The 16,250-nt window shown below is 71.7% G+C and carries 17 protein-coding genes; 10 read left to right on the top strand and 7 right to left on the bottom strand.

What is annotated here, in order from left to right; genetic code table 11:
- From dacB to folE, 6 genes are all read left to right on the top strand, one after another.
- Positions 1-542, top strand: a 542-nt coding sequence (gene dacB / locus OO47_RS24075; RefSeq protein WP_033210118.1) for a D-alanyl-D-alanine carboxypeptidase/D-alanyl-D-alanine endopeptidase, incomplete at its 5' end; no start/stop codon positions are given.
- A gap of 54 nt (positions 543-596) precedes the next feature.
- A complete protein-coding gene (locus OO47_RS24080) occupies positions 597-1,736 on the top strand; it encodes a zinc-dependent metalloprotease (protein ID WP_030219397.1) in 1,140 nt (379 codons plus the stop codon).
- Positions 1,737-1,943: 207 nt separating this feature from the next.
- Positions 1,944-2,978: a tRNA lysidine(34) synthetase TilS gene (gene tilS / locus OO47_RS24085; RefSeq protein ID WP_030219400.1), complete on the top strand. Its 1,035-nt coding sequence runs from the start codon at positions 1,944-1,946 to the stop codon at positions 2,976-2,978.
- Between the two features lie 41 nt (positions 2,979-3,019).
- Positions 3,020-3,559, top strand: a complete 540-nt coding sequence (hpt, locus tag OO47_RS24090) for a hypoxanthine phosphoribosyltransferase (protein ID WP_030219403.1) — start codon at positions 3,020-3,022, stop codon at positions 3,557-3,559.
- Positions 3,560-3,742: 183 nt separating this feature from the next.
- Positions 3,743-5,764: an ATP-dependent zinc metalloprotease FtsH gene (ftsH, locus tag OO47_RS24095; protein ID WP_030219406.1), complete on the top strand. Its 2,022-nt coding sequence runs from the start codon at positions 3,743-3,745 to the stop codon at positions 5,762-5,764.
- A 107-nt stretch (positions 5,765-5,871) separates the two neighbouring features.
- Positions 5,872-6,477 (top strand): GTP cyclohydrolase I FolE, encoded by a 606-nt coding sequence (folE, locus tag OO47_RS24100; RefSeq protein WP_030219409.1) that lies wholly within the window; start codon positions 5,872-5,874, stop codon positions 6,475-6,477.
- A gap of 47 nt (positions 6,478-6,524) precedes the next feature.
- Here the strand turns inward: folE and OO47_RS24105 are convergent, their stop codons facing one another.
- The 6 genes from OO47_RS24105 to OO47_RS24130 all read right to left on the bottom strand — a co-directional run bounded on the left by OO47_RS24105 (position 6,525) and on the right by OO47_RS24130 (position 11,393).
- A complete protein-coding gene (locus OO47_RS24105) occupies positions 6,525-7,007 on the bottom strand; it encodes a DUF3180 domain-containing protein (RefSeq protein WP_030219411.1) in 483 nt (160 codons plus the stop codon).
- A 47-nt stretch (positions 7,008-7,054) separates the two neighbouring features.
- Positions 7,055-7,654: a 2-amino-4-hydroxy-6-hydroxymethyldihydropteridine diphosphokinase gene (gene folK, locus OO47_RS24110; protein ID WP_030219413.1), complete on the bottom strand. Its 600-nt coding sequence runs from the start codon at positions 7,652-7,654 to the stop codon at positions 7,055-7,057.
- Complete coding sequence (gene folB, locus OO47_RS24115; protein ID WP_030219416.1) at positions 7,651-8,010, bottom strand: dihydroneopterin aldolase; 360 nt, start codon at positions 8,008-8,010, stop codon at positions 7,651-7,653. Before folB ends, folK begins: the two co-directional genes overlap by 4 nt.
- A 134-nt stretch (positions 8,011-8,144) precedes the next feature.
- A complete protein-coding gene (locus OO47_RS24120) occupies positions 8,145-8,624 on the bottom strand; it encodes a nuclear transport factor 2 family protein (protein ID WP_030219419.1) in 480 nt (159 codons plus the stop codon).
- Positions 8,621-9,481, bottom strand: coding sequence for a dihydropteroate synthase (folP, locus tag OO47_RS24125; protein ID WP_030219422.1), 861 nt, complete (start codon positions 9,479-9,481; stop codon positions 8,621-8,623). Before folP ends, OO47_RS24120 begins: the two co-directional genes overlap by 4 nt.
- A gap of 100 nt (positions 9,482-9,581) precedes the next feature.
- On the bottom strand, positions 9,582-11,393 hold the full coding sequence (locus OO47_RS24130; RefSeq protein WP_030219424.1) for a phosphatidylglycerol lysyltransferase domain-containing protein: 1,812 nt from the start codon (positions 11,391-11,393) through the stop codon (positions 9,582-9,584).
- A 198-nt stretch (positions 11,394-11,591) separates the two neighbouring features.
- On the opposite strand from OO47_RS24130, the gene OO47_RS24135 reads away from it, so the two are divergent.
- Complete coding sequence (locus tag OO47_RS24135) at positions 11,592-12,704, top strand: alpha/beta hydrolase (RefSeq protein WP_030219428.1); 1,113 nt, start codon at positions 11,592-11,594, stop codon at positions 12,702-12,704.
- Positions 12,705-12,722: 18 nt separating this feature from the next.
- On the opposite strand, the gene OO47_RS24140 is transcribed toward OO47_RS24135, so the two are convergent.
- Positions 12,723-13,688 carry an ABC transporter ATP-binding protein gene (locus OO47_RS24140; protein ID WP_030219431.1) on the bottom strand — a complete coding sequence of 322 codons (966 nt, stop codon included), beginning with the start codon at positions 13,686-13,688 and terminating at the stop codon, positions 12,723-12,725.
- 144 nt (positions 13,689-13,832) lie between these two features.
- On the opposite strand from OO47_RS24140, the gene OO47_RS24145 reads away from it, so the two are divergent.
- The 3 genes from OO47_RS24145 to OO47_RS24155 are packed head-to-tail and all read left to right on the top strand — an operon-like array spanning position 13,833 to position 16,231.
- Entirely contained in the window at positions 13,833-14,519 is a 687-nt protein-coding gene (locus OO47_RS24145; protein WP_030219442.1) for an ABC transporter permease, read from the top strand.
- A 1-nt stretch (position 14,520) separates the two neighbouring features.
- A complete protein-coding gene (locus tag OO47_RS24150) occupies positions 14,521-15,249 on the top strand; it encodes an ABC transporter permease (RefSeq protein ID WP_063831928.1) in 729 nt (242 codons plus the stop codon).
- A complete protein-coding gene (locus OO47_RS24155; RefSeq protein WP_030219447.1) occupies positions 15,242-16,231 on the top strand; it encodes an ABC transporter substrate-binding protein in 990 nt (329 codons plus the stop codon). The genes OO47_RS24150 and OO47_RS24155 overlap by 8 nt, the downstream gene beginning before the upstream one ends.
- Positions 16,232-16,250: the final 19 nt, after the last annotated feature.

The raw sequence follows: 16,250 nt of genomic DNA on the forward strand, positions 1-16,250 counted from the left end.
ACTCCGCACCCCTCGCCGACCTGGTCGAACGCACCCTCACCCACAGCGACAACGACCTCGCCGAAGCCCTCGCCCGCCAGACCGCCCTCGCCCGTGAGCTCCCCGCGAGCTTCGACGGCGCCGGAAAGGCCGTCCGCGCCGAACTCGCCCGCCTCGGCCTCCCCGTCACCGGCACCCGCTTCGCCGACGGCAGCGGCCTCGACCGCGACGACCGCGTCTCCGCCGCCCTCCTCACCGGCCTCCTCACCCGCGCGGCCGACCCCGCCCGCCCCGCCCTGCGCCCCCTCCTCACCGGCCTCCCCGTCGGCGGCTTCACCGGCACCCTCACCGACCGCTTCGACACCGCCCCCGCCGGAGCCGGCCTCGTCCGCGCCAAGACCGGCACCCTCACCGGCGTCAACACCCTCGCCGGCACCGTCGCCACCCCCGACGGACGCCTCCTCGCCTTCGCCTTCCTCGCCGGCCGCACCCCCTCCCCGTACCAGGCCCAGCCCGCCCTCGACCGCCTCTCCGCCGCCCTGACCGGACAGGACCCGTCCTGAGGAGGTCCGTACCGAACACACACCGAACGCGGCCCGAGACCGTACGGTTGACACATGACGAGCATCGGTGGCGCAGGCACATCAGGGATGGTCGACTGGAACCTCGCGGTCGCGACCGCGACCCGCCTCGTACGGCCAGGACCCGAAGTCTCCCGCGACGAGGCCCGCGCGGTCGTCGCCGAACTCCGCAGGCACGCCAAGGCCTCGGAAGAACACGTCCGCGCCTACACCCGCATGATCCCCGAAGGCCACGAACCCCCCGACACCCCCGTCCTCGTGGTCGACCGCGCCGGCTGGATCAAGGCCAACGTCGCCGGCTTCCGCGAACTCCTCACCCCCCTCCTCGGCAAGATGCAGGAGCGCCGCTCCGCCGTCCCCGGCAGCGCCGTCCTCGGCGCCGTCGGCGGCAAGGTCACCGGCGTCGAACTCGGCATGCTCCTGTCCTTCCTCGCCTCCCGCATCCTCGGCCAGTACGAGACCTTCGCCCCCGCCACCCGCGACCTCCCCGCCGGCGCGAACGGCGCCGGACGCCTCCTCCTCGTCGCCCCCAACATCGTCCACGTCGAACGCGAACTCGAAGTCTCCCCGCACGACTTCCGGCTCTGGGTCTGCCTCCACGAGGAGACCCACCGCACCCAGTTCACCGCCGTCCCCTGGCTCCGCGACCACCTCCAGGGCGAAATCCAGACGTTCCTCGCCGCCACCGACGTCGACCCCGGCACCTTCGTCGAACGCCTCCGCGAAGCCGCCCAGACCCTCGCCGGCGGACGCCCCGAAGGAGAGGAGGGCGAACCCGCCCCCTCCCTGGTCGAACTCGTCCAGTCCCCCGAACAGCGCGAGATCCTCGGCCGCCTCACCGCCGTCATGTCCCTCCTCGAAGGCCACGCCGACTACGTCATGGACGGCGTCGGCCCCCAGGTCGTCCCCTCCGTCGCCGAGATCCGCGAGAAGTTCCAGGCCCGCCGCGCCCGCGGCGCCTCCCGCCTCGACCTCGCCCTCCGCAAGCTCCTCGGCCTCGACGCCAAGCTCCGCCAGTACCGCGACGGCGAACGCTTCGTCCGCGCCGTCGTCGACCAGGTCGGCATGGACGGCTTCAACCGCGTCTGGACCTCCCCCAACACGCTCCCCACCAAGAGCGAGATCGCCGCCCCCGCCGACTGGATCGCGAGGGTGCACCGTAAGGCAGACTCGTGAGGCGCACGGGACAGACGGCACCAGAACGCCGGTCGACCCTCCGCCAATCACCCGTCCGAGGGACCCTGACCACGGGGTGAGGCGTGCAATGCTCGGGTAACGGCCGGGTTTCTGTCACCATCGACGCACTCTGAGTGACCGAACCCCCCATTCCGACCGTTAAGACTCCGACCGAGGCACCCCACCCCATCACGAAGGGCACCGGACATGGGTCCCCATCCTGCGGTCGCGGCGATACGCCTGGCGGTCCGCCGCGTACTCCACGACGTCCTCACCGAACACCGGGCCGAGCACCGGAACACCCCCACCTCCACCGCACCCGACCCGCACGCCCCCCTCGTGCTCGTCGCCTGCTCCGGAGGCGCCGACTCCATGGCGCTCGCCTCCGCCCTCGCCTTCGAAGCCCGCAAACTCCCCGTACGCGCCGGCGGCATCACCGTCGACCACGGCCTCCAGGACGGCTCCGACACCCGGGCCGCCGAGGTCGCCGAACGTATGACCGCGCTCGGCCTCACCCCCTCCGAGGCCGTCGCCGTCACCGTCGGACGCGAAGGAGGACCCGAGGCCGCCGCCCGCGACGCCCGCTACGCGGCCCTCGACGCCGCCGCCGAACGCCACGGCGCCGCCGCCGTCCTCCTCGGCCACACCCGCGACGACCAGGCCGAAACCGTCCTCCTCGGCCTCGCCCGCGGCTCCGGGATCCGCTCCCTCTCCGGCATGGCCGCCGTCTCCGGCGCCACCCGCCGCTACCGGCGCCCCTTCCTCCAGCTCGACCGCCAGACCGTCCGCAAGGCCTGCGTCGCCCAGGAACTCGCCGTCTGGGACGACCCCCACAACACCGACCCCGCCTACACCCGCTCCCGACTCCGCCACGAAGGCCTCCCCGCCCTGGAGAAGGCCCTCGGAAAAGGCGTCGTCGAAGCCCTCGCCCGCACGGCCCAGCTCTCCCGCGACGACGCCGACGCCCTCGACACCTGGGCCGCCGACGCCGAGACCGCCGTACGCGACGAGGCCGGCGCCCTGGAGTGCGCCAAGCTCTTCGGACTGCCCCCCGCCGTACGCCGCCGCGTCCTGCGGCGCGCCGTCATCGCCGAGGGCGCCCCCGCCGGATCCCTCTTCGCCCGCCACATCGAGGAAGTCGACCGCCTCGTCACCGGCTGGCGCGGTCAGGGAGCCATCAACCTGCCCGGCCGCGTCGAAGCCCGCCGCCAGGGTGGCAGACTGGTCATTCGGCAAGGCTGACGCACGCTGCAACGAAAGTGACCCGGGTGAACGAGAAGGACATGGGCACCGACCTCCAGTCGGTGCTCATCACCAAGGAAGAGATCGACGCCAAGCTGACCGAGCTGGCCGCGAAGATCGACACGGAATACGCGGGCAAGGACCTGCTCATCGTCGGCGTCCTCAAGGGCGCCGTGATGGTGATGGCGGACCTGGCGCGCGCCCTGTCCACCCCCGTCACCATGGACTGGATGGCCGTCTCCTCCTACGGCGCCGGCACCCAGTCCTCCGGCGTCGTCCGCATCCTCAAGGACCTCGACACCGACATCAAGGGCAAGCACGTCCTGATCGTCGAGGACATCATCGACTCCGGCCTCACCCTGTCCTGGCTCCTGTCCAACCTCGGCTCGCGCGAACCCGCCTCCCTGGAGGTCTGCACCCTCCTGCGCAAGCCCGAGGCCGCCAAGGTCGCCATCGACGTCAAGTGGATCGGCTTCGACATCCCCAACGAGTTCGTCGTCGGCTACGGCCTCGACTACGCCGAGAAGTACCGGAACCTCCCCTTCGTCGGCACGCTCGCCCCGCACGTCTACGGCGGCTGAACCCACGGCCGTACGGGGAACCCGCACCGCCTTCCCTCCGTTGAACCACGGGAAGGCGGTCGCGGGCGACGATGCTGAGGTACCGTCCGAAGAACAGCTTTTTCACACCGCAGTACTCACAGCAGCTCTCACAGCAGCATTTTCCTACGGGCAGGAGGGACGGAGCGCTATCGCTCCGTATGGATGGACGTGAAGCGATACTTCCGTGGGCCGGTCATGTGGATCGTGCTGGCCGTCCTCGCCGTGGTCGTGCTGATGCAGGTCGTCGGCTCGTCCGAGGGCTACAAGACGGTGGACACCGGCAAGGTCGTCCAGGCGATCGACAAGAACCAGGTCAAGCAGGCAAAGATCACCACCGGTGACGAACAGCTCGTCAAGCTCGAGCTCGTCGACGGCCAGAAGATCGACAAGAGCGACAAGATCCAGGCCAGCTACATTGGCAGCCAGGGCGTCGCCCTCGCCGACAAGCTCCAGGAGAAGTTCGAGGCCGGACAGATCGAGAAGGGCTACACCGTCTCCCCGACGAAGCAGTCGGCCCTCGTCTCGATCCTCCTCTCCCTCCTCCCCTTCGTCCTCATCGTGGTCGTCTTCCTCTTCCTGATGAACCAGATGCAGGGCGGCGGCTCCCGCGTCATGCAGTTCGGCAAGTCCAAGGCCAAGCTCATCACCAAGGACACCCCGAAGACCACCTTCGCCGACGTCGCCGGCTCGGACGAGGCCGTCGAGGAGCTCCACGAGATCAAGGAATTCCTCCAGGAGCCCGCCAAGTTCCAGGCCGTCGGCGCCAAGATCCCCAAGGGCGTCTTGCTCTACGGCCCCCCCGGAACCGGCAAGACGCTCCTCGCGCGCGCCGTCGCCGGCGAGGCCGGGGTCCCGTTCTACTCGATCTCCGGCTCCGACTTCGTCGAGATGTTCGTCGGCGTCGGCGCCTCCCGGGTCCGCGACCTCTTCGAGCAGGCCAAGGCCAACGCGCCCGCCATCGTCTTCGTGGACGAGATCGACGCCGTCGGACGCCACCGCGGCGCCGGCCTCGGCGGCGGCCACGACGAGCGCGAGCAGACCCTCAACCAGCTGCTCGTGGAGATGGACGGCTTCGACGTCAAGGGCGGCGTCATCCTGATCGCCGCCACGAACCGGCCCGACATCCTCGACCCGGCCCTCCTGCGCCCCGGCCGCTTCGACCGGCAGATCGCCGTCGACCGCCCCGACATGCAGGGCCGCCTGGAGATCCTCAAGGTCCACCAGAAGGGCAAGCCGGTCGCCCCGGACGTCGACCTCGGCGCCGTCGCCCGACGCACCCCCGGCTTCACCGGCGCGGACCTCTCCAACGTCCTCAACGAGGCGGCGCTCCTCACCGCCCGCAGCGACCAGAAGCTCATCGACAACAAGGCGCTGGACGAGGCGATCGACCGCGTGGTCGCGGGCCCGCAGAAGCGGACCCGCATCATGTCGGACAAGGAGAAGAAGATCACCGCGTACCACGAGGGCGGCCACGCCCTGGTCGCGGCGGCCTCGCCGAACTCCGACCCCGTCCACAAGATCACCATCCTGTCCCGCGGCCGCGCCCTGGGCTACACGATGGTCCTGCCGGACGAGGACAAGTACTCGACCACCCGCAACGAGATGCTCGACCAGCTCGCCTACATGCTGGGCGGACGCGCCGCCGAGGAACTGGTCTTCCACGACCCGACCACCGGCGCCGCGAACGACATCGAGAAGGCCACCGCCACGGCCCGCGCGATGGTCACCCAGTACGGCATGACCGAGCGCCTCGGCGCGATCAAGTTCGGCGGCGACAACACCGAGCCCTTCCTCGGGCGCGAGATGGCGCACCAGCGCGACTACTCGGAAGAGGTCGCGGCGCTGGTCGACGAAGAGGTCAAGAAGCTCATCGAGACCGCCCACAACGAGGCCTGGGAGATCCTGGTCGAGAACCGCGACGTCCTCGACAACCTGGTCCTCGCCCTCCTGGAGAAGGAGACCCTCGGCAAGGAGGAGATCGCGGAGATCTTCGCCCCGATCGTGAAGCGCCCGGCCCGCCCGGCGTGGACGGGCTCCTCCCGCCGCACCCCCTCCACCCGTCCGCCGGTCCTCTCCCCCAAGGAGCTGGCCCTGACGAACACGGCGAACGGCTCGTCCGCCCCGGTGGAGACCACCAAGGGCATCGACATCGCCCCGGTGGACCCCCCGTCCCCGGAGGACTGACCTCCCCGGCCGACCGGGCGGACCCGGAATGGATACCGCGCCCCCACAGGTTTTAGCCTGTGGGGGCGCGGCCATTCGCGCACACAGGCATACGGAACGAGGCAAAGATGACCGACCCGGTGACCCTGGACGGCGAGGGCAGGATCGGCGACTTCGACGAGAAGCGCGCCGAGAACGCCGTACGAGAGCTCCTCATCGCGGTCGGCGAGGACCCGGACCGCGAGGGCCTGAGGGAGACGCCGGCGCGGGTGGCGCGGGCGTACAAGGAGATATTCGCGGGCCTGCGGCAGGAGCCCCAGGACGTCCTGACGACCACGTTCGACCTGGGTCATGACGAGATGGTGCTGGTCAAGGACATTGAGGTTTTTTCGACCTGTGAGCACCACCTTGTCCCGTTTCGCGGGGTGGCCCACGTCGGATACATCCCGTCCACGTCGGGGAAGATCACCGGTCTGTCGAAGCTGGCCCGTCTGGTCGACGTCTACGCCCGCCGTCCCCAGGTGCAGGAGCGGCTGACCACCCAGGTGGCCGACTCGCTGATGGAGATCCTGGAGCCGCGCGGAGTCATCGTGGTCTTCGAGTGCGAGCACATGTGCATGTCGATGCGCGGCATCCGCAAGCCCGGTGCGAAGACCATCACCTCGGCCGTCCGCGGCCAGCTGCGCGACCCCGCGACCCGCGCCGAGGCGATGAGCCTCATCATGGCGCGCTGAGCGCCACGACGCGGTAGGACGGTCCTCGGGAAGAGAAGGGCGGACCCTCAGGCCCGGGCGCTGCCCGGGCCCTCGTCGTCGTCCTCCGGGAGTCTGCAGACGCGTTCCAGGAAGAGGGCGGCCGCGATGACGGCCAGGCCCGCCAGGAGTGCGAGGGCCGCGTAGAGGGCCTGGTCGCGGCGGGCCGGGACGTCGAGGGAGCCGAGGAGGAAGACGCCCGTGCCGCCGTACATGCCGGCGACGAGGGCGGCGACCAGGGCGCTGGCCTGGCCGAAGACCACCGCGCGGGCCGCCATCAGGGGTTCGACGCCCTTGGCGCCGGGGCGGCGCTCCCGCTGGGCCCTGAGGCGGGCGCGGATCGAGAGGGCGGTCGCGGTGAGGACGACGGCGATCACGGCGAGGACGATCGGCGCGGCGACCGGCACGCTGGGGAGGGAGCCGACCGCGTCCCAGAGCCGGGCGCCGCCCCAGGAGAGGATGCCGGCCGCCAGGAACAGCCCGGCGAGCACCTTCAGCCGCAGTTGTTTCACCGGGTGTCCTTCGTGTGGTCGCGGGCGGTCTGCCACGAGCCTAACGACTACTCGGGCAGGCGGAGTTCCAGGTCGGCACGGAGGGTGACGCCCTCGGCGCCGACGGTGGAGAGGAGGTCCGCGACCGGTCCGTGGCCGGGGAGCCGGGCCCCGGGGTCCACGTCGTGCCAGGGGGCGAGGACGAAGGCGCGCTGGTGGGCGCGGGGGTGGGGCAGGGTGAGGACGGGATCGTCGGAGAGCACGTCCGCGTACGCGACGATGTCGACGTCGATGGTGCGGGGGCCCCAGCGCTCCTCGCGGACGCGGTGGAAGGCCTCCTCGACGGCGTGGGCGCGCTCCAGGAGGGAGGAGGGCGGCAGGGTCGTCTTCACGAGGGCGACGGCGTTGAAGTACGAGGGCTGGCTGCCGGGGTCGACGCCCCAGGGCTCGGTCTCGTAGACGGGGGAGACGGCCTTGACGCGGAGTCCGGGGGTGTCGGCGAGGGCGTCGACGGCGCCCTGGAGGGTCTCCAGGCGGTTGCCGAGGTTGGCGCCGAGGGCGAGGACGGCCCAGCGGGGGTTGGAGAGGGTGGTGTCTGCGGCGTCGACGGTCTCGACGACGGAGGCGGGTACGGGCTGGACGGTGGGGTCGCTGTGCGTCGCTTTCATCGTCGGCTCCGGGTGATCGTGACGGTGACGTCGTCGAAGGGCACGGTGATGGGCGCGTCCGGCTTGTGGACGACGACCTCCACCTCCTGTACCCCGGCGTGGCTCAGGCACTGCTGGGCGATGCGTTCGGCGAGGGTTTCGATGAGGTCGACGGGCTCGCCCTGGACGACGTCGACGACCTCTTCGGCGACGATGCCGTAGTGGACGGTCTTGGAGAGGTCGTCCCCGGCGGCGGCGGGGCGGGTGTCCAGGCCGAGGGTCAGGTCCACGATGAAGGTCTGGCCCTCCTCGCGCTCCTTGGGGAAGACGCCGTGGTGGCCCCGGGCCTTGAGGCCGCGCAGCGCGACACGATCCACGCGAATCACTCCTGCTGTCGTAGTTCGGGTGGCCACGCAGCCGGGTGCGGACGGCCGGGTGTCCGGTGTCGAATCTACCCGCGGGGACCGACAGGGCGTGCCCGTGGGGGGCCGGGGGTGGTCGTAAGTGCAGGTCAGGCGGGTGGTTCGAGGTCGTCGGGGGCGGTTTCCGCGTCGTCCGGGCCGTCGTCGCCGGCGAGGACGGGGGAGGCGTGGTGGGACCAGATCCGCCAGCCGTCGGGGGTGCGGCGGAAGACGTTGGTGGCGACGACGAGCTGTCCGACGAGGGGTCCGAGTTCGGCGCCGTCCTCGGCGGGGCCGCCGCTGAGGATGTTCTCGGTGCAGGTGACGAGGGCGGTGTCGCCGGCCAGGGAGATCTTGAGGTCGGTGAGGAAGAACTGGATGTACTCGGTGTTCGCCATGATCAGGGCGTACGAGCGGAGGACCTCGCCGCGGCCGGTGAGGACGGGCCAGCCGGGGTGGACGCAGGTGACGGGGGCGGTGTCGTCGTCGAGCCAGAGGCCGGAGACGGTGTCGAAGTCACCGGTCTCCATGGCCTCGTAGAAGGCGGTGTTGGCGGCTTCGACGGCGGTCGCGTCGGTGGCGGGGGTCATCTGGCTCCTTCGACGGCGCGGGCGACCCGGACGGCGTCGGCGGTGGCGCGGACCTCGTGGACGCGGACGGCCCACGCGCCCGCGTGGGCGGCGAGGGCGGAGACGGCGGCGGTGGCGGCGTCGCGCTCGCGGGCGGGGGGCGGGGCGGCGCCCTCGCGGGCGAGGACGTGGCCGAGGAAGCGTTTGCGGGAGGCGGCGACGAGGAGGGGGCGGCCGAGGGCGCGGAGCTCGGGGAGGTGGGCGACGAGGGCGAGGTCGTGGGGGGCGAGTTTGGCGAAGCCGAGGCCGGGGTCGATCACGATGCGGTCGGGGTGGACGCCACCGTCGACGACGGCTTCCAGGCGGGTGCGGAGTTCGGTGACGACCTCGGTGACGACGTCGTCGTACACGGCGAGGTCGTTCATGGTGTCGCTGAAGCCGCGCCAGTGCATGACGACGAAGGGGACTTCGGCGGCGGCGACGGCGGGGACCATGCCGGGGTCGGCGAGGCCGCCGCTGACGTCGTTGACGAGGGCGGCGCCGGCGTCGACGGCGCGGGCGGCGACGGCGGCGCGCATGGTGTCGACGGAGACGGTGACGCCTTCGGCGGCGAGGCCGCGGACGACGGGGACGACGCGGCGGAGTTCTTCCTCCTCGTCGACGCGGGTGGCGCCGGGGCGGGTGGACTCGCCGCCGACGTCGACCAGGTCGGCGCCTTCGGCGACGAGGTGGAGGCCGTGCTTGACGGCGGCCGTGGTGTCGAACCAGCGGCCGCCGTCGGAGAAGGAGTCGGGGGTCACGTTGACCACGCCCATGACCGCGCAGCGGTCCCACTCCGGCAGGCCCCGGGCCGTTCCCCGGTCGGTCGTCGTACTCATGGGTCCAGCGTAGGGGGTGTCCTGTCGGTCGGGCCGGGCGCCGCGAGCCCGGCCCGGCCGACAGGACGCCCCCTGGGGCCCGGGCGGGGTTCGGGAGGGGTCAGGCGGCGTGGGCCTCGTGCTCGGTGGAGGTGCGGGGGGTGAGGTGGGCGCAGGGGCGGGGGGCCGGGGCCGGGCGGCGGCGGGCGAAGGGGCGGGGGAGGGAGAGGTTCACGAAGCCTTCGGCCTGCAGGGCGGCGAGGCCGATGCGGGGGAGGTCGCGGGTGGTGCGATAGACGACGAAGCGGGGTTCCCAGCGGGGCCGGAACTTGGCGTTGAACTTGTAGAGGGACTCGATCTGGAACCAGCGGGAGAGGAAGACGAGGAGTCCGCGCCAGAGCCGGAGGACGGGTCCGGCGCCGATCTTCTCGCCGCGGGCGAGGGCGGCGCGGAACATGGCGAAGTTGAGGGAGACGCGCTCGATGCCGAGGGCGGGGGAGGCCTGGAGGGCGGCGACGATGAGGAGCTCGTTCATGCCGGGGTCGGCGGAGCGGTCGCGGCGCATGAGTTCGAGGGACATGCCGTCGGGGCCCCAGGGGACGAAGTGGATGATCGCCTTGAGGTCGCCGTAGGGGGAGGCGGCATCGGTGTCGTCCTCTTTGTGGGCGGTCGCTATGACGGCGTCGCCGTCGCCGGGGGCGCCGATGCGGCCGAGGGCCATGGAGAAGCCGCGTTCGGTGTCGGTGCCGCGCCAGTCGGCGGCGGCGCGGCGGATGTGTTCGAGTTCGGTGCCGTCGAGGTCGCGGACGCGGCGGACGCGGGTGGTGTAGCCGTTGCGTTCGATGCGTTTGACCATCTGGCGGACGTTGCGCATGGCCCGGCCGGAGAGGGAGAAGTCCGCGACGTCGACGATCGCCTCGTCGCCGAGTTCGAGGGCGTCGAGGCCGGTCTCGCGGGTCCAGACCTGGCCGCCGGTCTCGGAGCAGCCCATGACAGCGGGGGTCCAGGAGTGGATCTTGGCTTCGTCCATGAAGCGCTCGATGGCGCCGGGCCAGGCCTCGACGTCGCCGATGGGGTCGCCGCTGGCGAGCATGACGCCGGAGACGACGCGGTAGCAGACGGCGGCCTTGCCGCTGGGGGAGAAGACGACGCCCTTGTCGCGGCGGAGGGCGAAGTGGCCGAGGGAGTCGCGGCCGCCGTGCTGGTCGAGGAGGGCGCGCAGCCGGGTCTCGTCGTCGTCGGTGAGGCGGGCGGCGGGGTGTTCGGGGCGGAAGGCCAGGTAGATGGTGGTGAGGGCGGTGAGCATGCCGAGGGCGCCGAGGGAGTAGCCGACGGTCCAGTCGACGCCGTGGGTGTAGGCGACGGGGCCCTCGACGCCGAAGAGTCCGTACAGGACGTGTTCGAGGCGGTCGGTGAGGCTGGGGTCGCCGACGGTGCGGCGGGGGTGGGCGCTGACGATGACGAGGCCGAGGGCGAGGGAGCCGGCGCCCATGAGGACGAAGTTGGCGAGGGCGCGCCAGCGGCTGCGGGGGTCGGGGAGGGCGGCGAACTGGCCGCGGTGGCGGAGCAGGAGGGCGAGGAGGGCGAGGGAGAGGAGGACGCCGAGGACCGAGTGGCGCCAGACGAACTGGGCGGTGGCGCCGAGGGGGAGGAGGACGACGGCGGCGCGCCAGGCGCGGCGCTTGTGGCGCTTGAGGCCGTGGGCGAGGAGCAGGAGGAGGACGCCGGCGCTCAGGGAGAGGGCGGCGGAGAGGGGGCCGAGGGCGCCGGGGAGGACTTCGGCGAGGGCGTGGACGCGGCTGGCGCGGAAGCGGGGGAAGATTCCGGCGGCGATGTCGACGAGGCCGATGAGGGTGCAGGCGGTTCCGACGAGCGAGGGGACCTTCTCGGGCCGGGGGCCGCGGAGAATCCGGCGTACCCGGGCCGGAACCATTCCTCTTTTGTCCCCATCTACCGTGACAGACATGGCTTCCCGTACTTCCCGTGGTCCTGCGCAGGGTCTTTGACTCCGGTCGGGCCCCGCGGCGCGTTCGGCGGGCCGTTCCGGCCGGTGCGCCTTCTAGGACGGCGCCGTGCGGGGCCGGGTTCATCGGTTCACAGGAAATTCTCGGAAAGAAGGCTCGGTCGACTCATGGGTCTCACCAGTACCAAAGTCCTCGTGCTGGCGGTCGTGGCGGCCGTGGTGCTGTTCCTGGCCACGGTGCTGCTGTGGCCGCGGCTCGCGCGCGGGGGGTGGCGGTCGGTGGTGGGCCGGGTGGGGCTGCTGCTGGTGACCCAGGTGACGCTGTTCGCGGCGGTGGGTCTGGCGGCGAACCGGTCGTTCCTCTTCTACGGCTCGTGGGCGGACCTGTTCGGGCAGGAGCAGGACATGGGGGTGGTCGTGGACCACGGTTCCGGTTCGAAGGACCTGCGGGTGGTGGGGAAGCAGGCGGTGGACGTGCCGGGCGGCGGGCGTCCGGAGGTCGGCGGGCAGATCCAGAAGGTCGTGGTGGCGGGGGAGCGGTCGAAGATCGTCTCGCCGGCCTATGTGTACCTGCCGCCGGAGTACTTCCGGAAGGAGTACGCGGGGCGCACGTTCCCGGCGTCGGTGGTGCTCACGGGGTATCCGGGAACGGCGGAGAACCTGATCAAGGGGTTGAAGTACCCGAGGACGGCGTACGAGCAGGCGAAGCAGGGGCGGATGCAGCCGATGGTCCTGGTGATGCTGCGTCCGACGGTGGCGCCGCCGCGGGACACGGAGTGCGTGGACGTTCCGGGGGGTCCGCAGACGGAGACCTTCTTCGCGGAGGACCTGCCGAAGGCGGTGTCGGAGGCGTACCGGGTGGGGACGGAGCCGCGGAACTGGGGCTTCATGGGGAACTCGACGGGGGCGTACTGCGCGTTGAAGATCGCGCTGCACCGTCCGGACCGGTTCGCGGCGGGGGCGGGCTTCTCGGCGTACTACCGGGCGGCGGAGGACGTGACGACCGGTGACCTCTTCCGGGGGGACGACCGGTTGCGGAAGCGGTCGGACCTGCTGTGGAGCCTGGACCACCTGCCGCAGGGGAGGTCGTCGTTCCTGGTGACGACGTCGTTGAGGGGCGAGGACAACCTGAAGGGGACGCAGGAGTTCGTCCGGAAGGTGAGGAGCCCGGCGGAGGTCTCGTCGATCACGCTGGAGAGCGGCGGGCACAACTTCAACACGTGGAACCGGGAGATTCCGCCGGGGCTCGTATGGATGGGCGGGAAGCTCAGCGCGGGCTGATCCCGGGGGCGCGGGCCGTCACGCGGCCGTGGCCCGGCGCAGGGCGCGGTGGACGCCGGCGGGGGTGAGGACGCCGAGGGGCGCGCCGTCGGCGCCGGTGACGGCGAGGCGGCCGGTGTCGTGCTGGAGGAGGACGGCGAGCGCGTCCTTGAGGGACGTGCCGAGGGGTACGGGGGCGGGGTCGCCGTCTCCGGCCCCTCCGGCCGGTACGGGGTCGAGGTCGGCCTCGGTGACGGGGGTGACGGCCAGGCGCTTGAGGCCGCGGTCGCTGCCGACGAAGTCCGCGACGTACGGGGTGGCGGGGGCGGCGAGGACGGTGGCGGGGGTGTCGAACTGCTCGATGCGGCCCTGTCCGTAGACGGCCATGCGGTCGCCCATGCGGACGGCCTCCTCGATGTCGTGGGTGACGAGGAGGACGGTCTTGCGGACGGTGGCCTGGAGGGCGAGGAACTCGTTCTGGAGGCGTTCGCGGACGACGGGGTCGACGGCGCCGAAGGGCTCGTCCATGAGGAGGACGGGCGGGTCGGCGGCGAGGGCGCGGGCGACGCCGACGCGCTGGCGCTGGCCGCCGGAGAGCTGGGCGGGGTAGCGGGGGCCGTAGGTGGCCGGGTCGAGGCCGACGAGGTCGAGGAGTTCGGCGGCACGCGCGCGTGCCGCCGATTTCTTCCATCCCAGGAGGGAGGGGACGGTCGCGGTGTTGTCGAGGACGGTGCGGTGGGGGAAGAGGCCGACCTGCTGGATGACGTAGCCGATCTTGCGGCGCAGGGCGACCGGGTCGACGTCCGCGACGTCCTTCCCGTCGACGAGGACGCGGCCGGAGGTCGGTTCGACGAGCCGGTTGACCATCATCATGGTGGTCGTCTTTCCGCAGCCGGACGGGCCGACCAGGGTGACGAGTTCGCCCTCGGCGACCTCGAAGGAGAGGTCGTCCACGGCGGTGGTGCCGTCGTCGTACCGCTTGGTCACGTGCTCGAACCGGATCATGGTTCCCCATTCTGGCCCCTGGGCGGCGGGGGTGTGTGAAGGGCGTGTTGCCGCATTGTGGCGGATCCCGGGGATTGTCGGTGGCGGGGGTTAGGGTCGTCCACACAGGCGTTCGGAGGGGTGGAGAGCCCGGGGGGAGGGACGATGAGCGCGCCGAACTGTCTGGTCACGAACGACTGGATCTGCGGGGAGTACCTGCGCACCCGCCGCGGGGAGCTGACGGACGCGCTGCTCCAGCATGTGGGAATCACGGCCGCCTCGGTGCTGATCGCGCTCGTCGTCGCGGTGCCGCTGGCGCTGCTCGTGCGGGCCAGGCCCCGGTTCGCGGGCCCGGTCCTCGGACTGACCACGCTGCTCTACACGATCCCGTCGCTGGCGATGTTCTCGCTGCTGCTGCCGTTCTTCGGCCTTTCGGCGGCGCTCGTGGTGACCGGTCTCGTGCTGTACGCCCTGACGATCCTCGTGCGGAACGCGCTGGCGGGCCTCGCGGCCGTGCCCGCCGAGACGCGGGAGGCGGCCCGGGGCATGGGGTACGGCTCGCTGCGGCTGCTGTGGGCGGTCGAACTGCCCCTCGCGCTGCCGGTCCTGATGGCCGGGGTGCGGATGGCGACGGTGTCCACGATCGCGCTGACGACGATCGGCTCGGTCGTCGGGCGCGGCGGCCTCGGCAATCTGATCGAGGACGCGCTGCCGACCTTCTTCAAGGCGCAGGTGCTCGCCGCCTCGGTGCTGTGCGTGCTGCTCGCCGTCGTCGCAGACCTGCTGCTCCTGGGCCTCCAGCGGCTCCTCACGCCCTGGGTCCGGATACGGACCGCGCCGGGGGGTGGGTGAGGTGGGGGTCGTGACGGACGCCTGGGGCTGGCTCACCACCGGCGCGCACTGGACGGGCGACGGCGGCATCGGGCAGCGCCTCGCCGAGCACGTGTACGTGAGCGGGCTCGCGCTCCTGCTCGCCTCGGCGCTCGCGCTGCCGCTCGGCCTGTGGCTGGGCCACCTGGGCCGGGGCGGGGCGCTCGCGGTGAACGTGTCGAACGTGGGCCGGGCGGTGCCCGTCTTCGCGGTCCTGGCCCTGTTCATGGTGTCGCCCCTGCGGAACGCCGGTTACGTGCCGACCGTGGTGGCCCTGGTGCTGTTCGCGATGCCGCCGCTCCTCACCAACGCGTACGTGGGGGTGCGGGAGGTGGACCGGGCCGCGGTGCGGGCCGCGCGGGGCATGGGGATGACGGGCGGGCAGGTCTTCCTCCGGGTGGAACTGCCGCTCGCCCGGCCGGTGGTGGCGACCGGGGTCCGCTCGGCCGCGGTGCAGGTGGTCGCCACGGCCACCGTCGCGGCGATGGTCGGCCAGGGCGGCCTCGGCCGGATCATCACGGCGGGGTTCGCCACGTACGACACGGGGCAGGTGGTCGCGGGCGCCGTGCTCGTGGCCCTGCTCGCCCTCCTGGTGGAGGGCGTGCTCGCCGGCGCGGACCGGCTCCTGCCGGGGCCGGGACGCGGTCCGGGCCGGGGGCACGCGCGCGTGCCGAAGAACAGAACGATCCGACGAAGCCGACTGGATGGGTGATCTCGTGAACAGGGTCTCGCGTATCGCGGGCGCGCTGCTGGGCACGGCGGCGCTGACCGCCGCCCTCGCGGCGTGCGGCGGTGACAGCCTGGAGGACGGAAGGGAGAAGAGCTCCGGGGGCTCCGGCGGCGGGTCGAAGGGCTCGCTCGTGGTCGGCGCGGCCGCCTTCACCGAGGCCAAGGTCCTCGCCGAGTTGTACGCGCAGTCGCTGCGGGACGCCGGATACTCCGTCTCCATCACCACGGTGAAGAACCGCGAGCTGTACGAGCCCTCCCTGGAGAGCGGCGAGATCGACGTCGTCCCGGAATACGCGGCGACGATCGCGGAATTCCTCAACGCGAAGGTGAACGGCCCGAAGGCGCCCGAGGAGAAGCCGGTCGCCTCCGGCGACGCGGCGGCCACGGTCGAGGCGCTGCGAAAGCTCGCCGAGCCGCGCGGTCTGAAGGTCCTCGCGGTCGGAGAGGCGGTCGACCAGAACGCCTTCGCGGTGAGCAGGGAATTCGCCGAGAAGAACAAGCTGACGACGCTTTCCGATCTCGGCGCGTCCAAGATCAAGGTGAAGATCGCCGCCGGTGACGAATGCGCGGTGCGCCCCTTCTGCGCCCCCGGTCTGAAGAAGACGTACGGGATCGACGTGGCCGGGATCGACCCCAAGGGCGTCGGCACCCCGCAGGCCAAGCAGGCCGTGAAGGACGGGGTGGACCAGCTGGTCCTGACGACCACCACGGACGCCACGGTCGAGAACTACGGCCTCGTCTTCCTCACGGACGACAAAAAGCTGCAGAACGCCGACAACGTCCTGCCCGTGGTCAACGCCAAGGACGCCGGTTCTCCCGTGATAGCCGCCGCCCTCGACAAGATCACCAAGGTGCTGACCACAGCGGATCTCGCCGAACTCAACCGCAAGGTGGATGCCGAGCGGGCGAAGCCGGAGGACGTCGCCAAGGAGTATCTGACGGCGAAGGGGCTGCTCAAGAAGTAGGCGAAGAGCGGGGGGAGTC

Source organism: Streptomyces bikiniensis, from assembly GCF_000716625.1.
Taxonomy (GTDB): Bacteria; Actinomycetota; Actinomycetes; order Streptomycetales; family Streptomycetaceae; genus Streptomyces; species Streptomyces bikiniensis.